10 protein-coding genes are annotated in these 15,420 nt (G+C 51.6%); 3 read left to right on the top strand and 7 right to left on the bottom strand.

Going from position 1 to position 15,420, the window contains the following annotated elements; all coding sequences use genetic code 11:
* Nucleotides 1–379: 379 nt before the first annotated feature.
* Both AGRI_RS02150 and AGRI_RS02145 read left to right on the top strand, forming a co-directional pair.
* Nucleotides 380–1,447, top strand: a complete 1,068-nt coding sequence (locus AGRI_RS02150) for an efflux RND transporter periplasmic adaptor subunit (protein WP_008983374.1) — start codon at nucleotides 380–382, stop codon at nucleotides 1,445–1,447.
* Nucleotides 1,444–4,509 (top strand): efflux RND transporter permease subunit, encoded by a 3,066-nt coding sequence (locus tag AGRI_RS02145; RefSeq protein ID WP_008983373.1) that lies wholly within the window; start codon nucleotides 1,444–1,446, stop codon nucleotides 4,507–4,509. The genes AGRI_RS02150 and AGRI_RS02145 overlap by 4 nt, the downstream gene beginning before the upstream one ends.
* Nucleotides 4,510–4,573: 64 nt before the next feature.
* Here the strand turns inward: AGRI_RS02145 and AGRI_RS02140 are convergent, their stop codons facing one another.
* A complete protein-coding gene (locus AGRI_RS02140; RefSeq protein WP_008983372.1) occupies nucleotides 4,574–5,059 on the bottom strand; it encodes an energy transducer TonB in 486 nt (161 codons plus the stop codon).
* 225 nt (nucleotides 5,060–5,284) lie between these two features.
* Between AGRI_RS02140 and AGRI_RS02135 the strand changes: the two genes are divergently transcribed.
* Nucleotides 5,285–6,613: an IS4 family transposase gene (locus AGRI_RS02135; protein WP_008983000.1), complete on the top strand. Its 1,329-nt coding sequence runs from the start codon at nucleotides 5,285–5,287 to the stop codon at nucleotides 6,611–6,613.
* 69 nt (nucleotides 6,614–6,682) lie between these two features.
* On the opposite strand, the gene AGRI_RS02130 is transcribed toward AGRI_RS02135, so the two are convergent.
* The 6 genes from AGRI_RS02130 to AGRI_RS02105 all read right to left on the bottom strand — a co-directional run bounded on the left by AGRI_RS02130 (nucleotide 6,683) and on the right by AGRI_RS02105 (nucleotide 15,248).
* The gene (locus tag AGRI_RS02130) at nucleotides 6,683–8,260 is read right to left on the bottom strand and encodes a dihydrolipoyllysine-residue acetyltransferase (RefSeq protein ID WP_008983371.1); all 1,578 of its coding nucleotides are present in this window, start codon (nucleotides 8,258–8,260) and stop codon (nucleotides 6,683–6,685) included.
* Nucleotides 8,261–8,270: 10 nt separating this feature from the next.
* Entirely contained in the window at nucleotides 8,271–9,248 is a 978-nt protein-coding gene (locus tag AGRI_RS02125; protein WP_008983370.1) for an alpha-ketoacid dehydrogenase subunit beta, read from the bottom strand.
* A complete protein-coding gene (locus AGRI_RS02120; protein WP_008983369.1) occupies nucleotides 9,248–10,432 on the bottom strand; it encodes a thiamine pyrophosphate-dependent dehydrogenase E1 component subunit alpha in 1,185 nt (394 codons plus the stop codon). Before AGRI_RS02120 ends, AGRI_RS02125 begins: the two co-directional genes overlap by 1 nt.
* Nucleotides 10,433–10,642: 210 nt before the next feature.
* Nucleotides 10,643–11,680 carry a succinylglutamate desuccinylase gene (gene astE, locus AGRI_RS02115; RefSeq protein WP_008983368.1) on the bottom strand — a complete coding sequence of 346 codons (1,038 nt, stop codon included), beginning with the start codon at nucleotides 11,678–11,680 and terminating at the stop codon, nucleotides 10,643–10,645.
* 86 nt (nucleotides 11,681–11,766) lie between these two features.
* Complete coding sequence (locus tag AGRI_RS02110) at nucleotides 11,767–12,570, bottom strand: ABC transporter substrate-binding protein (RefSeq protein ID WP_237713004.1); 804 nt, start codon at nucleotides 12,568–12,570, stop codon at nucleotides 11,767–11,769.
* 194 nt (nucleotides 12,571–12,764) lie between these two features.
* Nucleotides 12,765–15,248 carry a glycogen/starch/alpha-glucan phosphorylase gene (locus tag AGRI_RS02105; RefSeq protein WP_008983366.1) on the bottom strand — a complete coding sequence of 828 codons (2,484 nt, stop codon included), beginning with the start codon at nucleotides 15,246–15,248 and terminating at the stop codon, nucleotides 12,765–12,767.
* Nucleotides 15,249–15,420 lie beyond the last annotated feature (172 nt).

Here is a 15,420-nt window from a genome sequence, read left to right as displayed (position 1 = left end):
ACAATCTGCGTTACGCCGCTTACATTTTTTGTGTTAAAGCCCAGGGCGTGTTAACGTTTGCTGCTTGTTTTTGCAGCCGTTTGGCTGGTGTTTATACAAGGCAGAGCTTGTGATGTGTAGTTATTCTACATGAACAAGCGATAACGCAGTAGAAANNNGAGAGCAGGACGCGGTAGCTTCACTCGTCACTTATTTAGAATAACTAAACTGCGCTCCTCGTTTCGCGATCAAAGCGCCGCCAGTGCGAACAAAATCTAAGCAGCAAGCGTCAACACGCCCTATGATTAAAGCACGCAGGTAGCAGAAAACTGATCTGGCGTAATACCCAATTAAATTATAACAGTAGTATTGTAACTTAAATTGCTTGCAAGGATTTGCTATGCCCTATCTTACGCCAGTGCGCGGCGCGCTGCTGTTAACTGTAGTCTTGGTGTTGTGGTTACTGCTGGGCGCACACTATCAAAGTCAAACCGAAGCCCCCTCAGCCACCGCCACTGAGCCGCAAACCCACTTTAGTGTGCAAACCCGATTATCAACCGCCCGTTTATTTCCTGCCCATTTAAAACTGCAGGGGCAACTGAGCGCCTGGCATCAGGTGGAGGTCAAAGCACAGATCAGTGGCAAAGTAGAACGATTACTGGTGCAGCAAGGACAAACAGTTAAACAGGATACCCCGCTACTGCACCTGAGTGACGAAGGGCGGCAAAGCCGCCTGCAGCAAGCCGAAGCACTACTCAGCTTGCGTCAGAGCGAACTACACAGTGCCAAGGCGTTACAGCAACGCCAATTTGTTTCTGAGACCGAACTGGCCCGCTTAACCAACGAATTACGGCTGGCAGAAACCGCGCTGACGGAAGCAAAGCTGGCCATAGCGCATCAAACGCCGGTGGCGCCCTTTACCGGTGTACTCGGGCGCCGTCTGGTTGAACCGGGTGCCTTAGTGCAACCAGGGCAAAGCCTGTTCCAATTGCTGGAGATTGCCCGGCTTAAAGCCAGTGCCCAGGTACCACAACAACAGGTCGCCGCTTTAACGCCTGGTCAAAAGGTTACCATCAGCCTGCTGGATGGTCGCAGCTTTCAGGGCGAACTCAGTTTTATCAGCCCGGCAGCCGATAGCGCAACCCGTAGTTACTATATTGAAGCGAGCATGGCCAATCCCGACTTACTCCCTCTGGCCGGTGCCAGTGCCAGTATGAGTATTGAACTTGCCACGCAACAAGCACATGCCATTTCTCCCGCCTTATTGAAACTGGATGCACAAGGCCGGCTCGGGTTATATACCGTTGAGCAAGGCAAAGTTGCTTTTTACCCGGTACAGTTACTCAGTGCCGACAATAATCTGGCCTGGGTCACTGGTTTACCAGAGCAGAGCGAGTTAATTACCCTTGGCGCCGGCTTTGTCGAAATAGGCCAACAGGTGCAAGTTGTGCGCGAGGCCACACCATGAGAGCCCTGATTGCGGCCGCTATCAGTCACAGCCGCGCCAGTCTGATGTTATTGCTGTCGTTATTTATTGCCGGCATCAGCGCTTATCTGGCGATCCCCAAAGAATCTAATCCCGACGTTGCTATTCCAATGATGTATGTGTCGATGTCACTCGATGGCATCAGCCCGGAAGATGGCGAGCGTTTGCTGATCCGGCCAATGGAACATGAGCTGCGTTCACTGGAAGGCATTAAAAAAATGACTTCAGTCGCCAGCGAAGGCCATGCCTCGGTAATGCTGGAGTTTGATGCCGGCTTTAATGCCGATCAGGCGCTGACAGATGTGCGGGTGAAAGTAGATGCCGCCCGCGCTAAACTGCCGGCCGAAGCGAAAGAGCCAACCGTAAATGAAATTAACGTTGGTTTATTTCCGGTATTATCGGTCGGCTTATCCGGCCCGGTACCGGAGTCCGTCTTAGTTGCTATCGCCCGGCGCTTAAAGGAGCAAATTGAAGCCATTCCGGAGGTGTTGGAAGTCGATATCGGTGGCGATCGGGAAGATGTACTGGAGATTATCGTCGATCCGCAAGTATTGCAAAGCTATGGCCTGGATTATCAGCAACTATTCCGGCTGGTGTCGAACAATAACCGGCTGGTGGCCGCCGGCAGTTTAGACACTGGCGCCGGCCGCATGGCAATCAAAGTGCCGGGCATTATCGAAGATCTGAATGATGTGCTGTCGATCCCCATTAAGGTAAGTGGTGAAACCGTTATCACCTTTGCTGATGTCGCTACCGTTAATGCCGGCTTTAAAGACCCACTTAGTTTCGCCCGCATTAATGGCCAGCCGGCATTGGTACTGGAAGTGAAAAAGCGTAGTGGTGCGAATATTATCTCAGCCATCGAGCAAACCAAGACGTTACTTACGCAAGTACAAACACAGTTTCCTGCCGGCATGCAGATTGACTACATTATGGATCAATCAAAAGACGTGCAAAACATGCTGTCTGATCTGCTGAATAATGTGCTTACCGCAGTGGTGCTGGTGTTAATCCTGATCCTTGCCACCATGGGCATGCGCTCAGCAGTGTTGGTTGGCATTACCATCCCCGGCGCCTTTTTTGCTGGTATTTTGCTGATTTGGGCGCTCGGCTTTACGATGAATATTATCGTGTTGTTCTCGTTGATCCTGGTAGCCGGCATGCTGGTCGATGGCGCTATCGTAGTCAGTGAGCTGGCCGACCGCAATATTCAGGACGGTCAAACACCAAAAGACGCCTGGCTTAATGCTGCCGATCGGATGAGTTGGCCCATTATCGCGTCCACTTTTACCACGCTGGCGGTATTTGTGCCGCTGCTATTCTGGCCCGGTATTGTTGGTCAGTTTATGAAATATCTGCCGGCCACTGTGATCCTCTGTTTGCTGGCCTCGTTACTGATGGCGCTGGTATTTTTACCGGTGATGGGCAGCGCTAGCCACAAGGCGGCAGAGGCTCATCCGGAGCAGAATCTGGCCAGTCGCTATACATTGGTCTATCGCCGGGTGCTGGCCCGGTTGCTCCGGCAGCCAATCTTAACTCTGGCCGGCACCCTGGTTGGCATTGCGTTGATCTATTTGGCTTATAGTAAATATAACCATGGTATGGAGTTCTTCCCGTCAGTCGAGCCTGAGTCGGCTCAGGTATGGGTGCGCGCCCGCGGTGATCTGTCGATTTATGAAAAAGATATCATCCTGCGTCAGGTCGAACAGCGCTTACTCGGTATGCCGGAAGTCAAAGCGCTCTATGCCCGCAGTCTGGCCGCAGCCAGTGGCGAGCTGACCGCAGATGTGATTGGTACTATCCAGTTTCAGTTTATCGACTGGCACCAGCGCCGCCGCGCTGCGGTGATCCTGGATGAGATGCGCGAACGCACCGCTGATCTGCCCGGCCTGATCCTGGCATTTCGCCAGCAACAGGAAGGCCCGGCCGGTGGCAAGCCGATAGAGCTGCAAGTCAGTGCCGAAGACAGTAGCCAGATTGATGCTGCAGTTAACCAGATCCTGGCCCGGATGCAGCAACTCGGTGGCTTTATCGATATTGAAGATGACCGCAGTTTACCTGGTATTGAATGGCGGCTAACGGTGGATCGTGCTGAAGCCGCCCGTTTTGGCGCCGATGTGCTGACAGTGGGTAATGCAATCCAATTGGTCAGTAATGGCCTGCTACTGGCGAAGTTCCGCCCGGAATATGCCAGTGATGAAGTGGATATCCGGGTGCGCTTTCCGGCAAGCTGGCGCTCGCTAGCTCAGCTTGAGCGCTTAACCGTAGAAACACCACGCGGTCAGGTACCACTAACCAACTTCGTTAGCTTAGAACCCGGCGAGAAAACCAGTGTGATCCGGCGGATTGACAGTAACCGCGCTGTCACCATTAAAAGCGAGCTGGCTGACGGCTATCAGGTGGCCGAGCGGCTATCGGCGCTGCGTGCCAGTGATTTATCTCTGCCTAATGGGGTTATGATCAAAACTGCCGGTGAAGATGCCGATCAGCAGGAAGCAATGAACTTTTTAATCAGCGCCTTCTTTATTGCAATATTTTTGATGTTGATGATTTTACTGGTGCAATTTAACAGCTGGTATCAAACGCTGCTGATCCTGTCGGCTATCGTACTCTCCACGGCCGGCGTCTTGCTGGGATTACTGATCAATGCCCAGCCCTTTGGTATCGTCATGGTGGGGATGGGGATTATCGGGCTGGCCGGTATCGTGGTAAATAATAATATCGTATTGATTGATACCTATAACCAACTGCGGCAACAAGGGCTAAACAGTATCGAGGCCGCGCTGGAAACAGGCACCTTGCGCTTACGCCCGGTATTGCTAACCTCTATTACCACTGTGCTGGGGTTAATGCCGATGGTGCTGGCGGTCAATGTTAATTTGCTGGAGCCAAGTTTGGGCTTTGGTGCGCCCTCCACCATGTGGTGGACGCAATTATCCAGTGCCATCGCCGGCGGTTTAACCTTTGCTACCTTACTGACACTATTTTTAACCCCGGCATTATTAGTGTTGGGCGATAAAATCCTAAAACGACGCTACAGCTGAGCTAAAACCTTTGAAACCTTCGGGGTCAGATCATGATCTGACCCCGAAGTTTCCTAACTTTATTTTAGTTTACCCGTACCCGATATCCTACCACCGGTAGCACATCATCACCGCTACACTGGGTTCTGGCGGCAAGTTGTCCGGCGTCGCAACGCCCTTCAACCGTTTCCAGACAGAACTCAAAGCGGGTTTGCAATTTTGCCGGCTCGGTCAATAAGCCGGCAGGCAGCTGCTGCCATTGCCAGCGCGATACGGCTGCGCGGGCTTCACGGGCAAAAAACCGGCTTGAGGCATCCCGGGAAACCACATCATAAAGCTGATAATCCGGTGTCACGACATATTCGATAGTGGCACAGCCTTCTCCACCGCCTCTCGCCTCCTCCACCGGATACATGGGTTCTAACCGGGCTAAATCTCTAAAAGGGCCTGTAGCGTGCAGTTGATTGGTTACCGGCAGATTGGCAAAACGACCATCCGGAGTTGAGTTCACCGTAGTCTTACAAGCACTCAGGCTTAGCAAGGTCATTAACAGCAGACTAAATTTATGCATCTTTATTCCTTTAAGGATGGAACGTTAAAGTAAAAACAACGGTTAATGAAGACCTTACCTGAGATGCTGCGAACTGGCAACGTAAAATTAACCTGAATGAAATGTGACAAAAAAAAAAGCCCCGCAGTGCGGTAATGCCGATCAGTTAATAGCTTTTCAGATCGGTTGACCGATCCAGTAGTTGGTATATAAAGGCCTACAGAATGAACTCTGTAGGCTTTTTTTATGCATATTAGCCAAGCGCTGGAAACCGTTTTAGTAAATAGTCATACCGTTGACTTTGATAGTTTGTCAGATGTTTTAGACCCTGGACTTATTGAAACAGGGCTTAGCATTGCCGGTGTATCCACGATCAGAACTCGCCGTCTTCCCATGGAGCAAATGGTATGGGCAGTACTGGGTATGGCCCTGTTTCGTAATATGTCTATAAAACAGCTTGTATCTCAGATGGATATCTTGTTGCCAGGCAAAGTACCTTATGTTGCGCCAAGTGCCGTCGTACAGGCCAGGCAGCGTTTAGGCTACGAAGCGATAGAGCATATATTTAATCTCACCGCTGGACATTGGAATCAGCAAGCTGACCATCCCAATTGGTGCGGATTAACGCTATTAGGTGTGGATGGTGTCGTGTTTCGCACCGAAGATACACCCGAGAATAGTGCCGCATTCGCCAGAACGAAGTCGCACACGGGAGAAGCCTGCTACCCACAAATTCGAATGGTATGTCAGATGGAGTTAACGAGCCATTTGCTCACCGCCAGCCGGTTTGACAGTGTTGATACTAATGAGATGATTTTAGCTGAGGACCTAATCCCTCATACCAGTGATAACTCTCTGACAATATTCGATAAGGGGTTTTACTCACTGGGTTTGCTTTATAAGTGGCAAAGCACAGGTGAACAACGCCATTGGTTACTGCCATTGAAGAAGCATACACAGTATGAAGTCATTCGGTCATTGGGCAAACAGGATCAACTGGTACGACTGACAACGACGCCCCAATCACGCAAGAAATTCGCAGACTTACCGCATACGATTGAAGCGAGATTGCTGACTAAAACCATTAAAGACAAAGAAGTCAAAATACTCTGCTCTTTGGTAGACCCGATGCGTTTTCCTGCCGCTGACATTGTTGATTTATACTCGACCCGCTGGGAAATCGAACTGGGCTTCAGGGAAATAAAGCAGTCAATGTTGCAGAATACCTACACACTGCGCTCAAGAAAACCAGATATGGTGAAACAAGAGCTGTGGGGAGTATTGCTGGCCTATAACTTGATCCGGTATCAGATGGTACTTATGGCTGCCTCGTTAGGAAAAGATATCACGCCAAGTCAGCTGAGCTTCAAAGAATCAGCAAGTTACATCGTATTCCAGTTAGCGACATTACCCTATGTTGCGCCAGGAAGAGTCCCACGGGTAGTGATGAATATTACCGAAATGGCGTCTTACTTCTTACTACCTGGACGACGAGAGCGATGTTACCCACGGTGTATAAAGTCGAGTAAGCAGAAATACCCTGTTAGAAAGAAAAATGCCGGTCAGCTTAACTGACCGGCATTACCGCAGTGCGGGGCCTGATTTGGAACCTTCGGGGTCAGATCATGATCTGACCCCGAAGGTTTAGCGCAGCGACAGTAACATACTGCTTGGCTGCTCCAGATATTGCTTCCACAGATTGGTAAAGCGGGCAATGGTGCCACCATCAATAATACGGTGATCACCAGACCAGCTCACCTGCATCAGCTGCCGCGCCACGACCTGGCCGTTGGCAGCAAAGCGTGGTAAGGCTTGTACCTTACCCAGCGCCACAATCGCGACTTCCGGCTTATTGATAATGGGCGTCGCCACTGTACCACCAATAGCACCGATATTACTGATGGTGATGGTGCCGCCTTTCAGATCGGCCGGGCTTACCCGCCCTTCGCGCGCGGCATCGGTTAACCGGGTCAGCTCGGCAGCAATTTCCAGAATGGACTTTAGCTCACAGCCTTTGACATTAGGTACCAACAAGCCAATTTTCGAGTCCACCGCGACGCCGATATTATGGGCGCTAAAATAGGTCAGTTCAGTACAGTCGGCATTCGGCTGACTGTTCATCACCGGGAACTCGTTAATCGCCAGCGACAACGCCTTCATAAAGAACGGCATCATCGTCAGCTTCACGCCCTGTTTGGCATACTGATCTTTAAGTTGTAGCCGCAGCGCAATCAGATCGGTTAAATCGATTTCTTCGCAGTACGTAAAGTGCGGAATGCTCGACACGGACTCGGCCATCTGCCGTGCCATCGCCGCTTTAATGCCACGAACAGGTTCAACCCGGTTCTCAGCACTGCTAACGACAGCTGCGCTTGCTGCAGCAACCGGTTTAGCGGCCGGCGTACTAACAGCCGCAACAGGGGTGCCTTGGGCAAAGGCGCGCACATCCTCTTTATAAACCCGGCCTTTATCGCCCGAGCCTGGCACCCGTTGTAAATCGACACCCAGCTCACGCGCCAGGCGGCGTACGGCCGGGCTGGCTAAGGCTTTACTGCCTTTCGCCGCTGCACTATCACCGGCAGCAGGTCTTGCGGCAGTAGTGACGGTAGCGCTGTTTACTGAGCTAACTGCTGGCGCGGCTACCTGGGCTGCCGCAACTGTCGCCGTTACATCTCCCTGGCGGCGAATCGCAAACAGCGGTGCATGCACCTTGGCAATATCGCCCTTGGCATAGTACAGCTTACTGACCACACCGGCATATTTGGCCGGGATTTGCACCAACGCTTTGTCGGTCATCACATCACAGACCGGCTGATCTTCTGCGATGGTATCGCCTTCCGCGACCAGCCAGTCAACGATTTCACACTCCACAATACCTTCACCGATATCCGGCAGGATAAAGTCTTCAGTAATTTCGCTATTCGCACTGACTGCAGCGACAGCTGTAGTGTTGCTGGTAGTAGCTTGCGGGGCTGCAGCGCCGCCAGCCACTTCCATCTCAAACAAGGGCGCATGCACCTTAGCAATATCGCCTTTGGCGTAATACAGCTTGCTGACCACGCCATCATACACCGCCGGAATTTGCACCAGGGCTTTGTCGGTCATCACATCACAAACCGGCTGATCTTCTTTAATCACATCGCCTTCTTTGACCAGCCACTCGACGATTTCGCACTCGACGATACCTTCACCGATATCCGGCAGAATAAAATCCTGTTTCATCGAAAACTCCTTAGAAATTAACCGAGCGCATAATGGCTTCGAAAGTTTTCAGATGATCGGCCACATATTCTTTTTCCAGGGCCAACGGGTACGGTGTATCTAAACCACAAACCCGCTCGATCGGGCTTTCCAGATGCAGGAAACACATTTTCTGAATCGTAGCGGCAATTTCACCGGCAAAACCACCGGTTAACGGCGCTTCATGGTTAATCACCAGACGACCGGTTTTCTTCACTGATGCCGCAACGGTATCCGCATCCCATGGCAGAATACTGCGCAGGTCAATCACTTCGCACGATACGCCCTGCTCGGCCGCCATTTCTACCGCCTTTTGCACGATTTCCATCTGCGCGCCCCAGGCCAGCACGGTTACGTCCTTACCCTGTTGCAGCACTTCGGCCTTACCGATGGGCAGCTCGTAATACTCTTCCGGCACTTCGCCAACAGAGGCACGGTACAGTTTCTTCGGTTCAAAGAAAATCACCGGATCCGGGCAGGCGATCGACGCCAGCAGTAAACCTTTGGCCTGATAGGGGTCACGCGGTACTACGATTTTCAGGCCCGGCGTATGGGCAAAATAGGCTTCCGGGCTCTGGCTGTGGTAATGACCACCGGCAATACCGCCACCATAAGGGGTGCGGAATACTAAGCCACCAACGTTAAATTCATTACCCGAGCGGTAACGGAACTTGGCTGTTTCGTTGACGATCTGGTCAAAAGCCGGGAAGATATAGTCAGCGAACTGGATCTCAGCCACCGGCTTCATCCCCTGCGCCGCCATACCATTGGCAAAGCCGGCAATGCCCTGCTCAGTCAGCGGAGTATTAAAGCAGCGGGCCTTGCCATATTTTTCCTGCAGCTTGCTGGTGGCACGAAACACGCCGCCGAAATGGCCGACGTCTTCACCAAAGCAGACTACGCCATCGTCTTTGGCCATCGCCAGATCCAGCGCATTATTAATGGCCTGTAACATATTCATTTTTGCCATTAGTCGAGTCTCCCGGCAGTAATAGGATAAGCATCCGGATATTTGCGGATATGTGCTTTTAATTCATCCAGTTGTTGTTGCAAAGCCGGGATAGGCTCAGCGTAGACATCAGAGATCAGGTGTTCAATACCAGGCTTGGCGACTTTCTCTGCCACCTTTAATGCGTCCAGGATATCGGCGCGCAGCTGCTCAGTTTTGGCATTATCGGCAGCTTCATCCAGCCAGCCTTGCTTTAGCAACCAGGCTTTAAAGCGGGCGATCGGATCGTTTTTACGCCACAGCGCTTCTTCTTCTTTGGAGCGGTAACCGCTCGGGTCATCTGATGAGGAGTGTGCCCCTAAGCGGTAAGCCATCGACTCCAGTAATACCGGCTCGTTGTGCTTCAGCGCATAGTCACGGGCCATTTTAGTGGCCTGATACACCGCCAGAATATCAGCACCGTCCACGCGAATGGCTTTCATACCATAACCGACAGCGCGGCAGGCAATGCCGTCACCGACAAACTGCTCATTGGCCGGCGTCGAAATGGCATAGCCGTTATTGCGGCAGAAAAACAGCACCGGCGCCTTATGCACCGCGGCCATATTTAAACCGGCATGGAAGTCGCCCTCAGAGGCGGCGCCTTCACCGAAGTAGCACAGCGTCAGCGCATCCAGGCCGCGCAGCTTCTGGGCATAGGCATAACCCGAGGCCTGCGGAATTTGCGTGCCCAGTGGCGACGAAATGGTCATATAGTTAATGGCGTTTGAGCCATAGTGCACCGGCATTTGCCGGCCTTTACCCAGATCTTTCTCATTCGAGAACAATTGGTTCATAAATTGTTCCAGCGTAAAACCGCGATAGCGCAAGGCGCCCTGCTCCCGGTATTGCGCCATAATCATATCCTGATCGCTCAGTGCGGCAGCACTGCCGACCGTGGTCGCTTCTTCCCCTAAACACTGCATATAGAAGCTGATCCGGCCCTGGCGCTGTGCGGCCAGCATCCGCTCATCCAACACCCGGATAAACACCATGGTGTCGTACATCTTTAATGCGGTGTCTTTATCTAACTCTGGCGCTGTTGCCCCGTCATACAGACTGCCATCGTCTTGCAGGATCCTTAAGGTAGGTATTTTTAACGCATCACTGGCAGTGAACTCCGCGCGGTGCACCGTGGTAATGGTGGCGTTATTTGGATTAGTCATAAGGAGTCTCTTGGTTGTTTTTATAGATTATAGTCGCGTCCGACACGTCGTGGCGCAGGTATCACCCCGCAGACATTCCGGTTTTAACTTAAATTTTTGCGCCGAACTTTACCTTTACGTAAACTGCATTGCAACCGCCGGCGGGCATAAAAAAACCTGAGCAGCGACCAAGCTGTCAGGTTATATTTACTCAGTGTCTGCTTTTCGCCACTAAATCAGCTGGCCGCTGACATCTTTGGGTACCACCATCAGCATCGCCCGTTGCCCGATCGCCACCTTGGCATTGGGGAAGATAATGGCCTCACCTTCACGTTCGACCCGGTATTCCAAATCGCCATCCGTTGCCAGCAAGGATCCCAGCGGATAACTGGTAAAGTTTTCCACATCATCGGCAAAATGCAGTTTGAAATCCTGGGTTTGCTTATTAATACTGCGATACACCTCGTACAGCTGAAAGTCGGCTTGCCTGAACTCGCTAAACGGCGGCAAGGCCCCGCTAACCAGCGCCCGTAACGTCTGCTCGGCTTTGGCAAAGCGCCGCATATCGTTTTCACCAAAGGGACGCACCTTACCCAGCTCAACGGTAAAGGCATCGGCACCATGGCTATTAGAGGCATAATAACTAAAGGTACTGGCCGGGGTTTGCATCAGCAATACCGTAGTGACTTCACAGGCCGCCAGTAACTGAAACTGGGCTTTTTTCCAGGGTTTACCGTGCAGGAATGGACAGACAGCAAATTTTTCAAAGCGCGAGCCGCGAATAGCGGTATGTAGATCATAGAGCGCGCGCTCGCGGCCCTCACCGCCGTGCTGATAAAAGCGGCTGACATAATTTTCTAATGCCTGCGCCCGACGCCGCTCGGCATTAATCAGGCCTGCGCCCTTGCTATGATGGCCGGAGAACAAGCGGTTTAAGTTCTCTTCAATCTCCCGCGTGCCGTTATTAATCGCCGCCGGATTACCAAATAATACCAGTAATCGCTCGCTCAGCTGTAGCTTACCAAGCAACAGATCCCGCACCAGTGCGGCGCAGATTTCAATCGGTGCCGTTTCATTACCATGCACGCCGCAACTAAGTACGATATCCAGCTGTCCACTCCGGGCAGGTTCAAAGTAAATAACGCCGGTATCCCAGATTTCTACCTGAGTGCCATTGTCGAGGCTAAAGTGCGCCGGCGATAAACCATCGGGGTTAGCCAAAGTAAGCGCTAAAAAATCACCATTTTGTTTAAGTTGTTGTGCCGGCATGTTACTTCCTGTTACTGATTTAACGCAAAGAGCAGCAGATGTTACCTTGTAATGCCGCGTAGGCCAAGTTGCCCGGAGCCAGCCATTTATTCCGGTGTTGTCGCTTGCTGGTATTCCGGGCGGGCTAAATGTTGTTGATTAAAACGTTGATATGACTCACCGTCAGCACCAGACCATAAGTTTAATACCTCCAGAAACACCGGATCCTGGCGCACCTGAGGCATCACACTATTAATTAAATTAACAACTTGCCGCCCCCAATCACTGCGGGCACAACCGATCGCGCCCGGAATGTGGTCTTGTTGTTGCTCCCTGATCGGCAAGCTACTGATATTCCCCTGACCGGTGCGATTAAAATAGTTGGCAACAATAGGATAATCGATGGTGTAATCCAGACGCTCTGCCTGAATCATTTGTAAAATAGTTACCGCGCCACCAACGCCAGGCCTCGCTAAAAACGGCGGATACTTGTCCAGCAAGGGTTGTAACTCGGCATAACGCCGACCTGCCGGATAACCCAAACGGTACTGCGTTGCCGATAACAATAATTCAAACGCCACCGGGCTGCCATAGCGGCTGGCGATCTCCGCAGCCAGCGGCAACCGACTCATTATCTGATATGGCTCATAGATATGGGTGGGTTGGCTGAAATAGGCCCGCTCGTTATGACTGCCGCGATAAATCATACATGGAAAACACAGATCGGTTTGATCAGTCAGTGCCTGTGAAATCCGCGGCTGCGGCATAACCCACACTGACGAAGCAACCTCGGGTAAAGCTCTATGCACCGCACTGATTAGCGCATCACAAATGCCTTTATTCTGATAAGGGCCGCTGAGGATGTGAAAAGGCGGCGCATCATTGATCGCCCATTGGATCCGGCCCGGCATCGCACCGCTCGATCCTGAGCTTAATAACAACAGCAGTATACTGATTAAGACACACCGCATTCTAAGCTGATCCGCCAAATAACCGTGTAAGCAGCATATCGCAACCCCAGCGATAAAAAAAGGCAGCTTATCGCGCTGCCTTGGTTACTCTGCTCAAGAGCGCACTGGATGCGCCCTGGTGGGTCATGCGGAGTTTACTTTTTGATTTGGCACGGCTTTAATTGCCATACCCGCTCTACATAATCTTCAATCGAGCGATCTGAGGTAAATTTACCAACCGAAGCGGTATTCAGAATGGCTTTTTCTGCCCACAGCGCTTTATCGCGATACCAGGTATCCACCTTTTGCTGCGCCGCCAGGTAGGATTCAAAGTCGGCCAGCACCAGATAAGGGTCACCGCCTTGCAGTAAGCTGCGTTTAATCGCCGCTAACTCACCCGGTTTACCCGGCGTAAAGTAATCGGTTTCCAGCCAGTCCAGAATAGCTTTCAGCTCCGGGTTATTATGATAATAATCGTAACTGTTATAGCCGCTCTCATATAAGGCTTTTACTTCATCAACGGTTAAACCGAAGATAGCGATACTATCGGCACCAACTTCTTCAGCGATTTCAATATTGGCGCCATCCAGGGTACCGACAGTAATAGCACCGTTTAACGCCAGCTTCATATTACCGGTACCTGAGGCCTCTTTACCGGCGGTGGAGATCTGCTCCGAGACATCCGCGGCCGGGATCATCTTCTCAGCTAAGCTCACCCGGTAGTTTGGCATAAACACCACTTTAATGCGGTTTTTCACCCGTTTATCGTGGTTGATCTTATCGGCGACCTTGTTAATCGCATAGATAATCTCTTTTGCCAGCTTATAGCCCGGTGCCGCCTTAGCACCAAACAGGAACACCCGTGGCACCATATCGTAATCCGGATTTTGCAGAATACGCCGGTACAACGCCAGGATATGCAGTAGGTTCAGGTGCTGCCGTTTGTATTCATGCAGGCGTTTGATCTGCACATCAAACAGCGCCGCCGGATCCACTTCAATCCGGGTCAGCTTTTTAATTTCCCGCGCCAGATCGGCTTTGTTCTGCTGCTTAATCGCCATAAAGTTATCCTGCAATGCCGGATCTTTAGCAAAGTCAGCCAGCTTATGCAGCTTTTTCAGATCGGTTGGCCAATCGTCACCCACCTTGGCATCCAGCAAGGTAGCCAGCCTTGGGTTACAGGCTTTTAACCAGCGCCGCGGTGTTACGCCGTTAGTAACGTTAGTAAATTTATCCGGCCACAGTGCCACCATTTCCGGGAACAGATCGGATTTCACCAGCTTGGAGTGAATTTCTGCCACCCCGTTCACCTTAAAGGAGCCCACCACCGACAAATGCCCCATCCGCACCATCTGCTCATGGCCTTCTTCGATAATCGACAGCTTGCGCTTCTTCGCATCGTCACCCGGCCAGCGCATTTCCACCTGCTCAAGCAGGAAGCGGCGGTTAATTTCGTAAATAATTTCGATATGCCGCGGCAGCACTTTTTCAAATAAGCGCAGTGGCCATTTTTCCAGTGCTTCCGGCAATAAGGTATGGTTAGTGTAGGCAAATACCTGCTGACAAATCGCCCAGGCGTCATCCCAGGCCATTTCAGCACGGTCAACCAGAATCCGCATCAGCTCCGGAATAGCTACCGCCGGGTGGGTATCGTTTAATTGAATGACCACCTGCTTGCCAAAGTGGCTCCAGTCATCGCCATGGCGACGCTTATAGCGGCGGATAATGTCTTTTAACGAGCAGGAGCAGAAGAAATACTGCTGAATAAGACGCAGCTCTTTACCGGCATCGGTCTCATCGTTCGGGTACAGTACCTTAGAGATGTTTTCCGCTTCCACGTTTTCCCGCGCCGCATCAATATAACCGCCGGAGTTAAACACGTCCCAGTTAAAGAAATCAGAGGCGCGGCTTTCCCACAAGCGCAATACGTTTACCGCACTGCCATCATAGCCGACGATAGGAATATCCCACGGCACCCCCTTGATGATCCGGCCCGGGTGCCAGACTTTTTTCATCTGGCCCTGTAAGTCAAATACGGTTTCGACATACCCATACACGGCAATTTCCTGCACCGATTCCGGGCGGCAAATTTCCCACGGGTTACCGTATTCACGCCAGCTATCCGGACGCTCAATCTGCCGGCCATCCTGGAAGCTCTGCTGGAACAGACCGTTTTCATAGTGAATGCCATAACCCACGGCCGGGTAATTTAAGGTAGCCAGTGATTCGATAAAGCAGGCTGCCAGACGACCCAGGCCGCCGTTACCCAGCGCCATATCCTCTTCCTGCTGCTCCAGATCGGCAATATCCAGCCCCAGCTCAGCCAGTGCCTGTTTGGCATTCTGATAAATACCGAGGTTATGCAGGTTATTGCTGAACATCCGGCCCATCAGGTACTCGAGGCTAAAATAGTGCAGCGCCCGGGTATCTTGCTCATAATGAGTGCGTTGGGTATTGCGCAGACCATCGAAAACCTGCTCGTTTACCGCGGCGCAGGTAGCGCGCCACCAGGCCTGATGGCTGGCTTTATTAACGTCAGTGCCAAGCGTGGAGTGTAAGTGTTTGATAATACTTTCTTTAAGCTGCTCAGTGGCAGTGTTGGCAGCGTTCGCTGCCTTAGCTGTAGAGGTCTTTTTCATTGCCAGTCCCAAATGTGTTCCGCACAGACAGCGATGTTACACAGTTATAATTGTAGAAAAATTACAAAAACAATACCGCAAAATCGCACTTTTGGCAAAGACTACCCGCCATTTCGTAAGTTAATTACATAATTAAACATCAGGCTACTGCAGACGATTAAGGGGCCAGCCG

Origin of the sequence: Alishewanella agri BL06 (assembly GCF_000272005.1) — a bacterium.
In the GTDB taxonomy this organism is placed as follows: Bacteria; Pseudomonadota; Gammaproteobacteria; order Enterobacterales; family Alteromonadaceae; genus Alishewanella; species Alishewanella agri.
Note: the sequence above shows the minus strand (reverse complement) of the source record. Positions and strands in the feature narration are given on the sequence as shown.

Coding starts and splice junctions, on each gene's coding strand:
- AGRI_RS02120 (WP_008983369.1), bottom strand. CDS start 10,432: ATGACTAATCCAAATAACGCCACCATTACCACGGTGCACCGCGCGGAG.
- astE (WP_008983368.1), bottom strand. CDS start 11,680: ATGCCGGCACAACAACTTAAACAAAATGGTGATTTTTTAGCGCTTACT.
- AGRI_RS02130 (WP_008983371.1), bottom strand. CDS start 8,260: ATGAAACAGGATTTTATTCTGCCGGATATCGGTGAAGGTATCGTCGAG.
- AGRI_RS02145 (WP_008983373.1), top strand. CDS start 1,444: ATGAGAGCCCTGATTGCGGCCGCTATCAGTCACAGCCGCGCCAGTCTG.
- AGRI_RS02110 (WP_237713004.1), bottom strand. CDS start 12,570: ATGCCGGGCCGGATCCAATGGGCGATCAATGATGCGCCGCCTTTTCAC.
- AGRI_RS02140 (WP_008983372.1), bottom strand. CDS start 5,059: ATGCATAAATTTAGTCTGCTGTTAATGACCTTGCTAAGCCTGAGTGCT.
- AGRI_RS02135 (WP_008983000.1), top strand. CDS start 5,285: ATGCATATTAGCCAAGCGCTGGAAACCGTTTTAGTAAATAGTCATACC.
- AGRI_RS02150 (WP_008983374.1), top strand. CDS start 380: ATGCCCTATCTTACGCCAGTGCGCGGCGCGCTGCTGTTAACTGTAGTC.
- AGRI_RS02125 (WP_008983370.1), bottom strand. CDS start 9,248: ATGGCAAAAATGAATATGTTACAGGCCATTAATAATGCGCTGGATCTG.
- AGRI_RS02105 (WP_008983366.1), bottom strand. CDS start 15,248: ATGAAAAAGACCTCTACAGCTAAGGCAGCGAACGCTGCCAACACTGCC.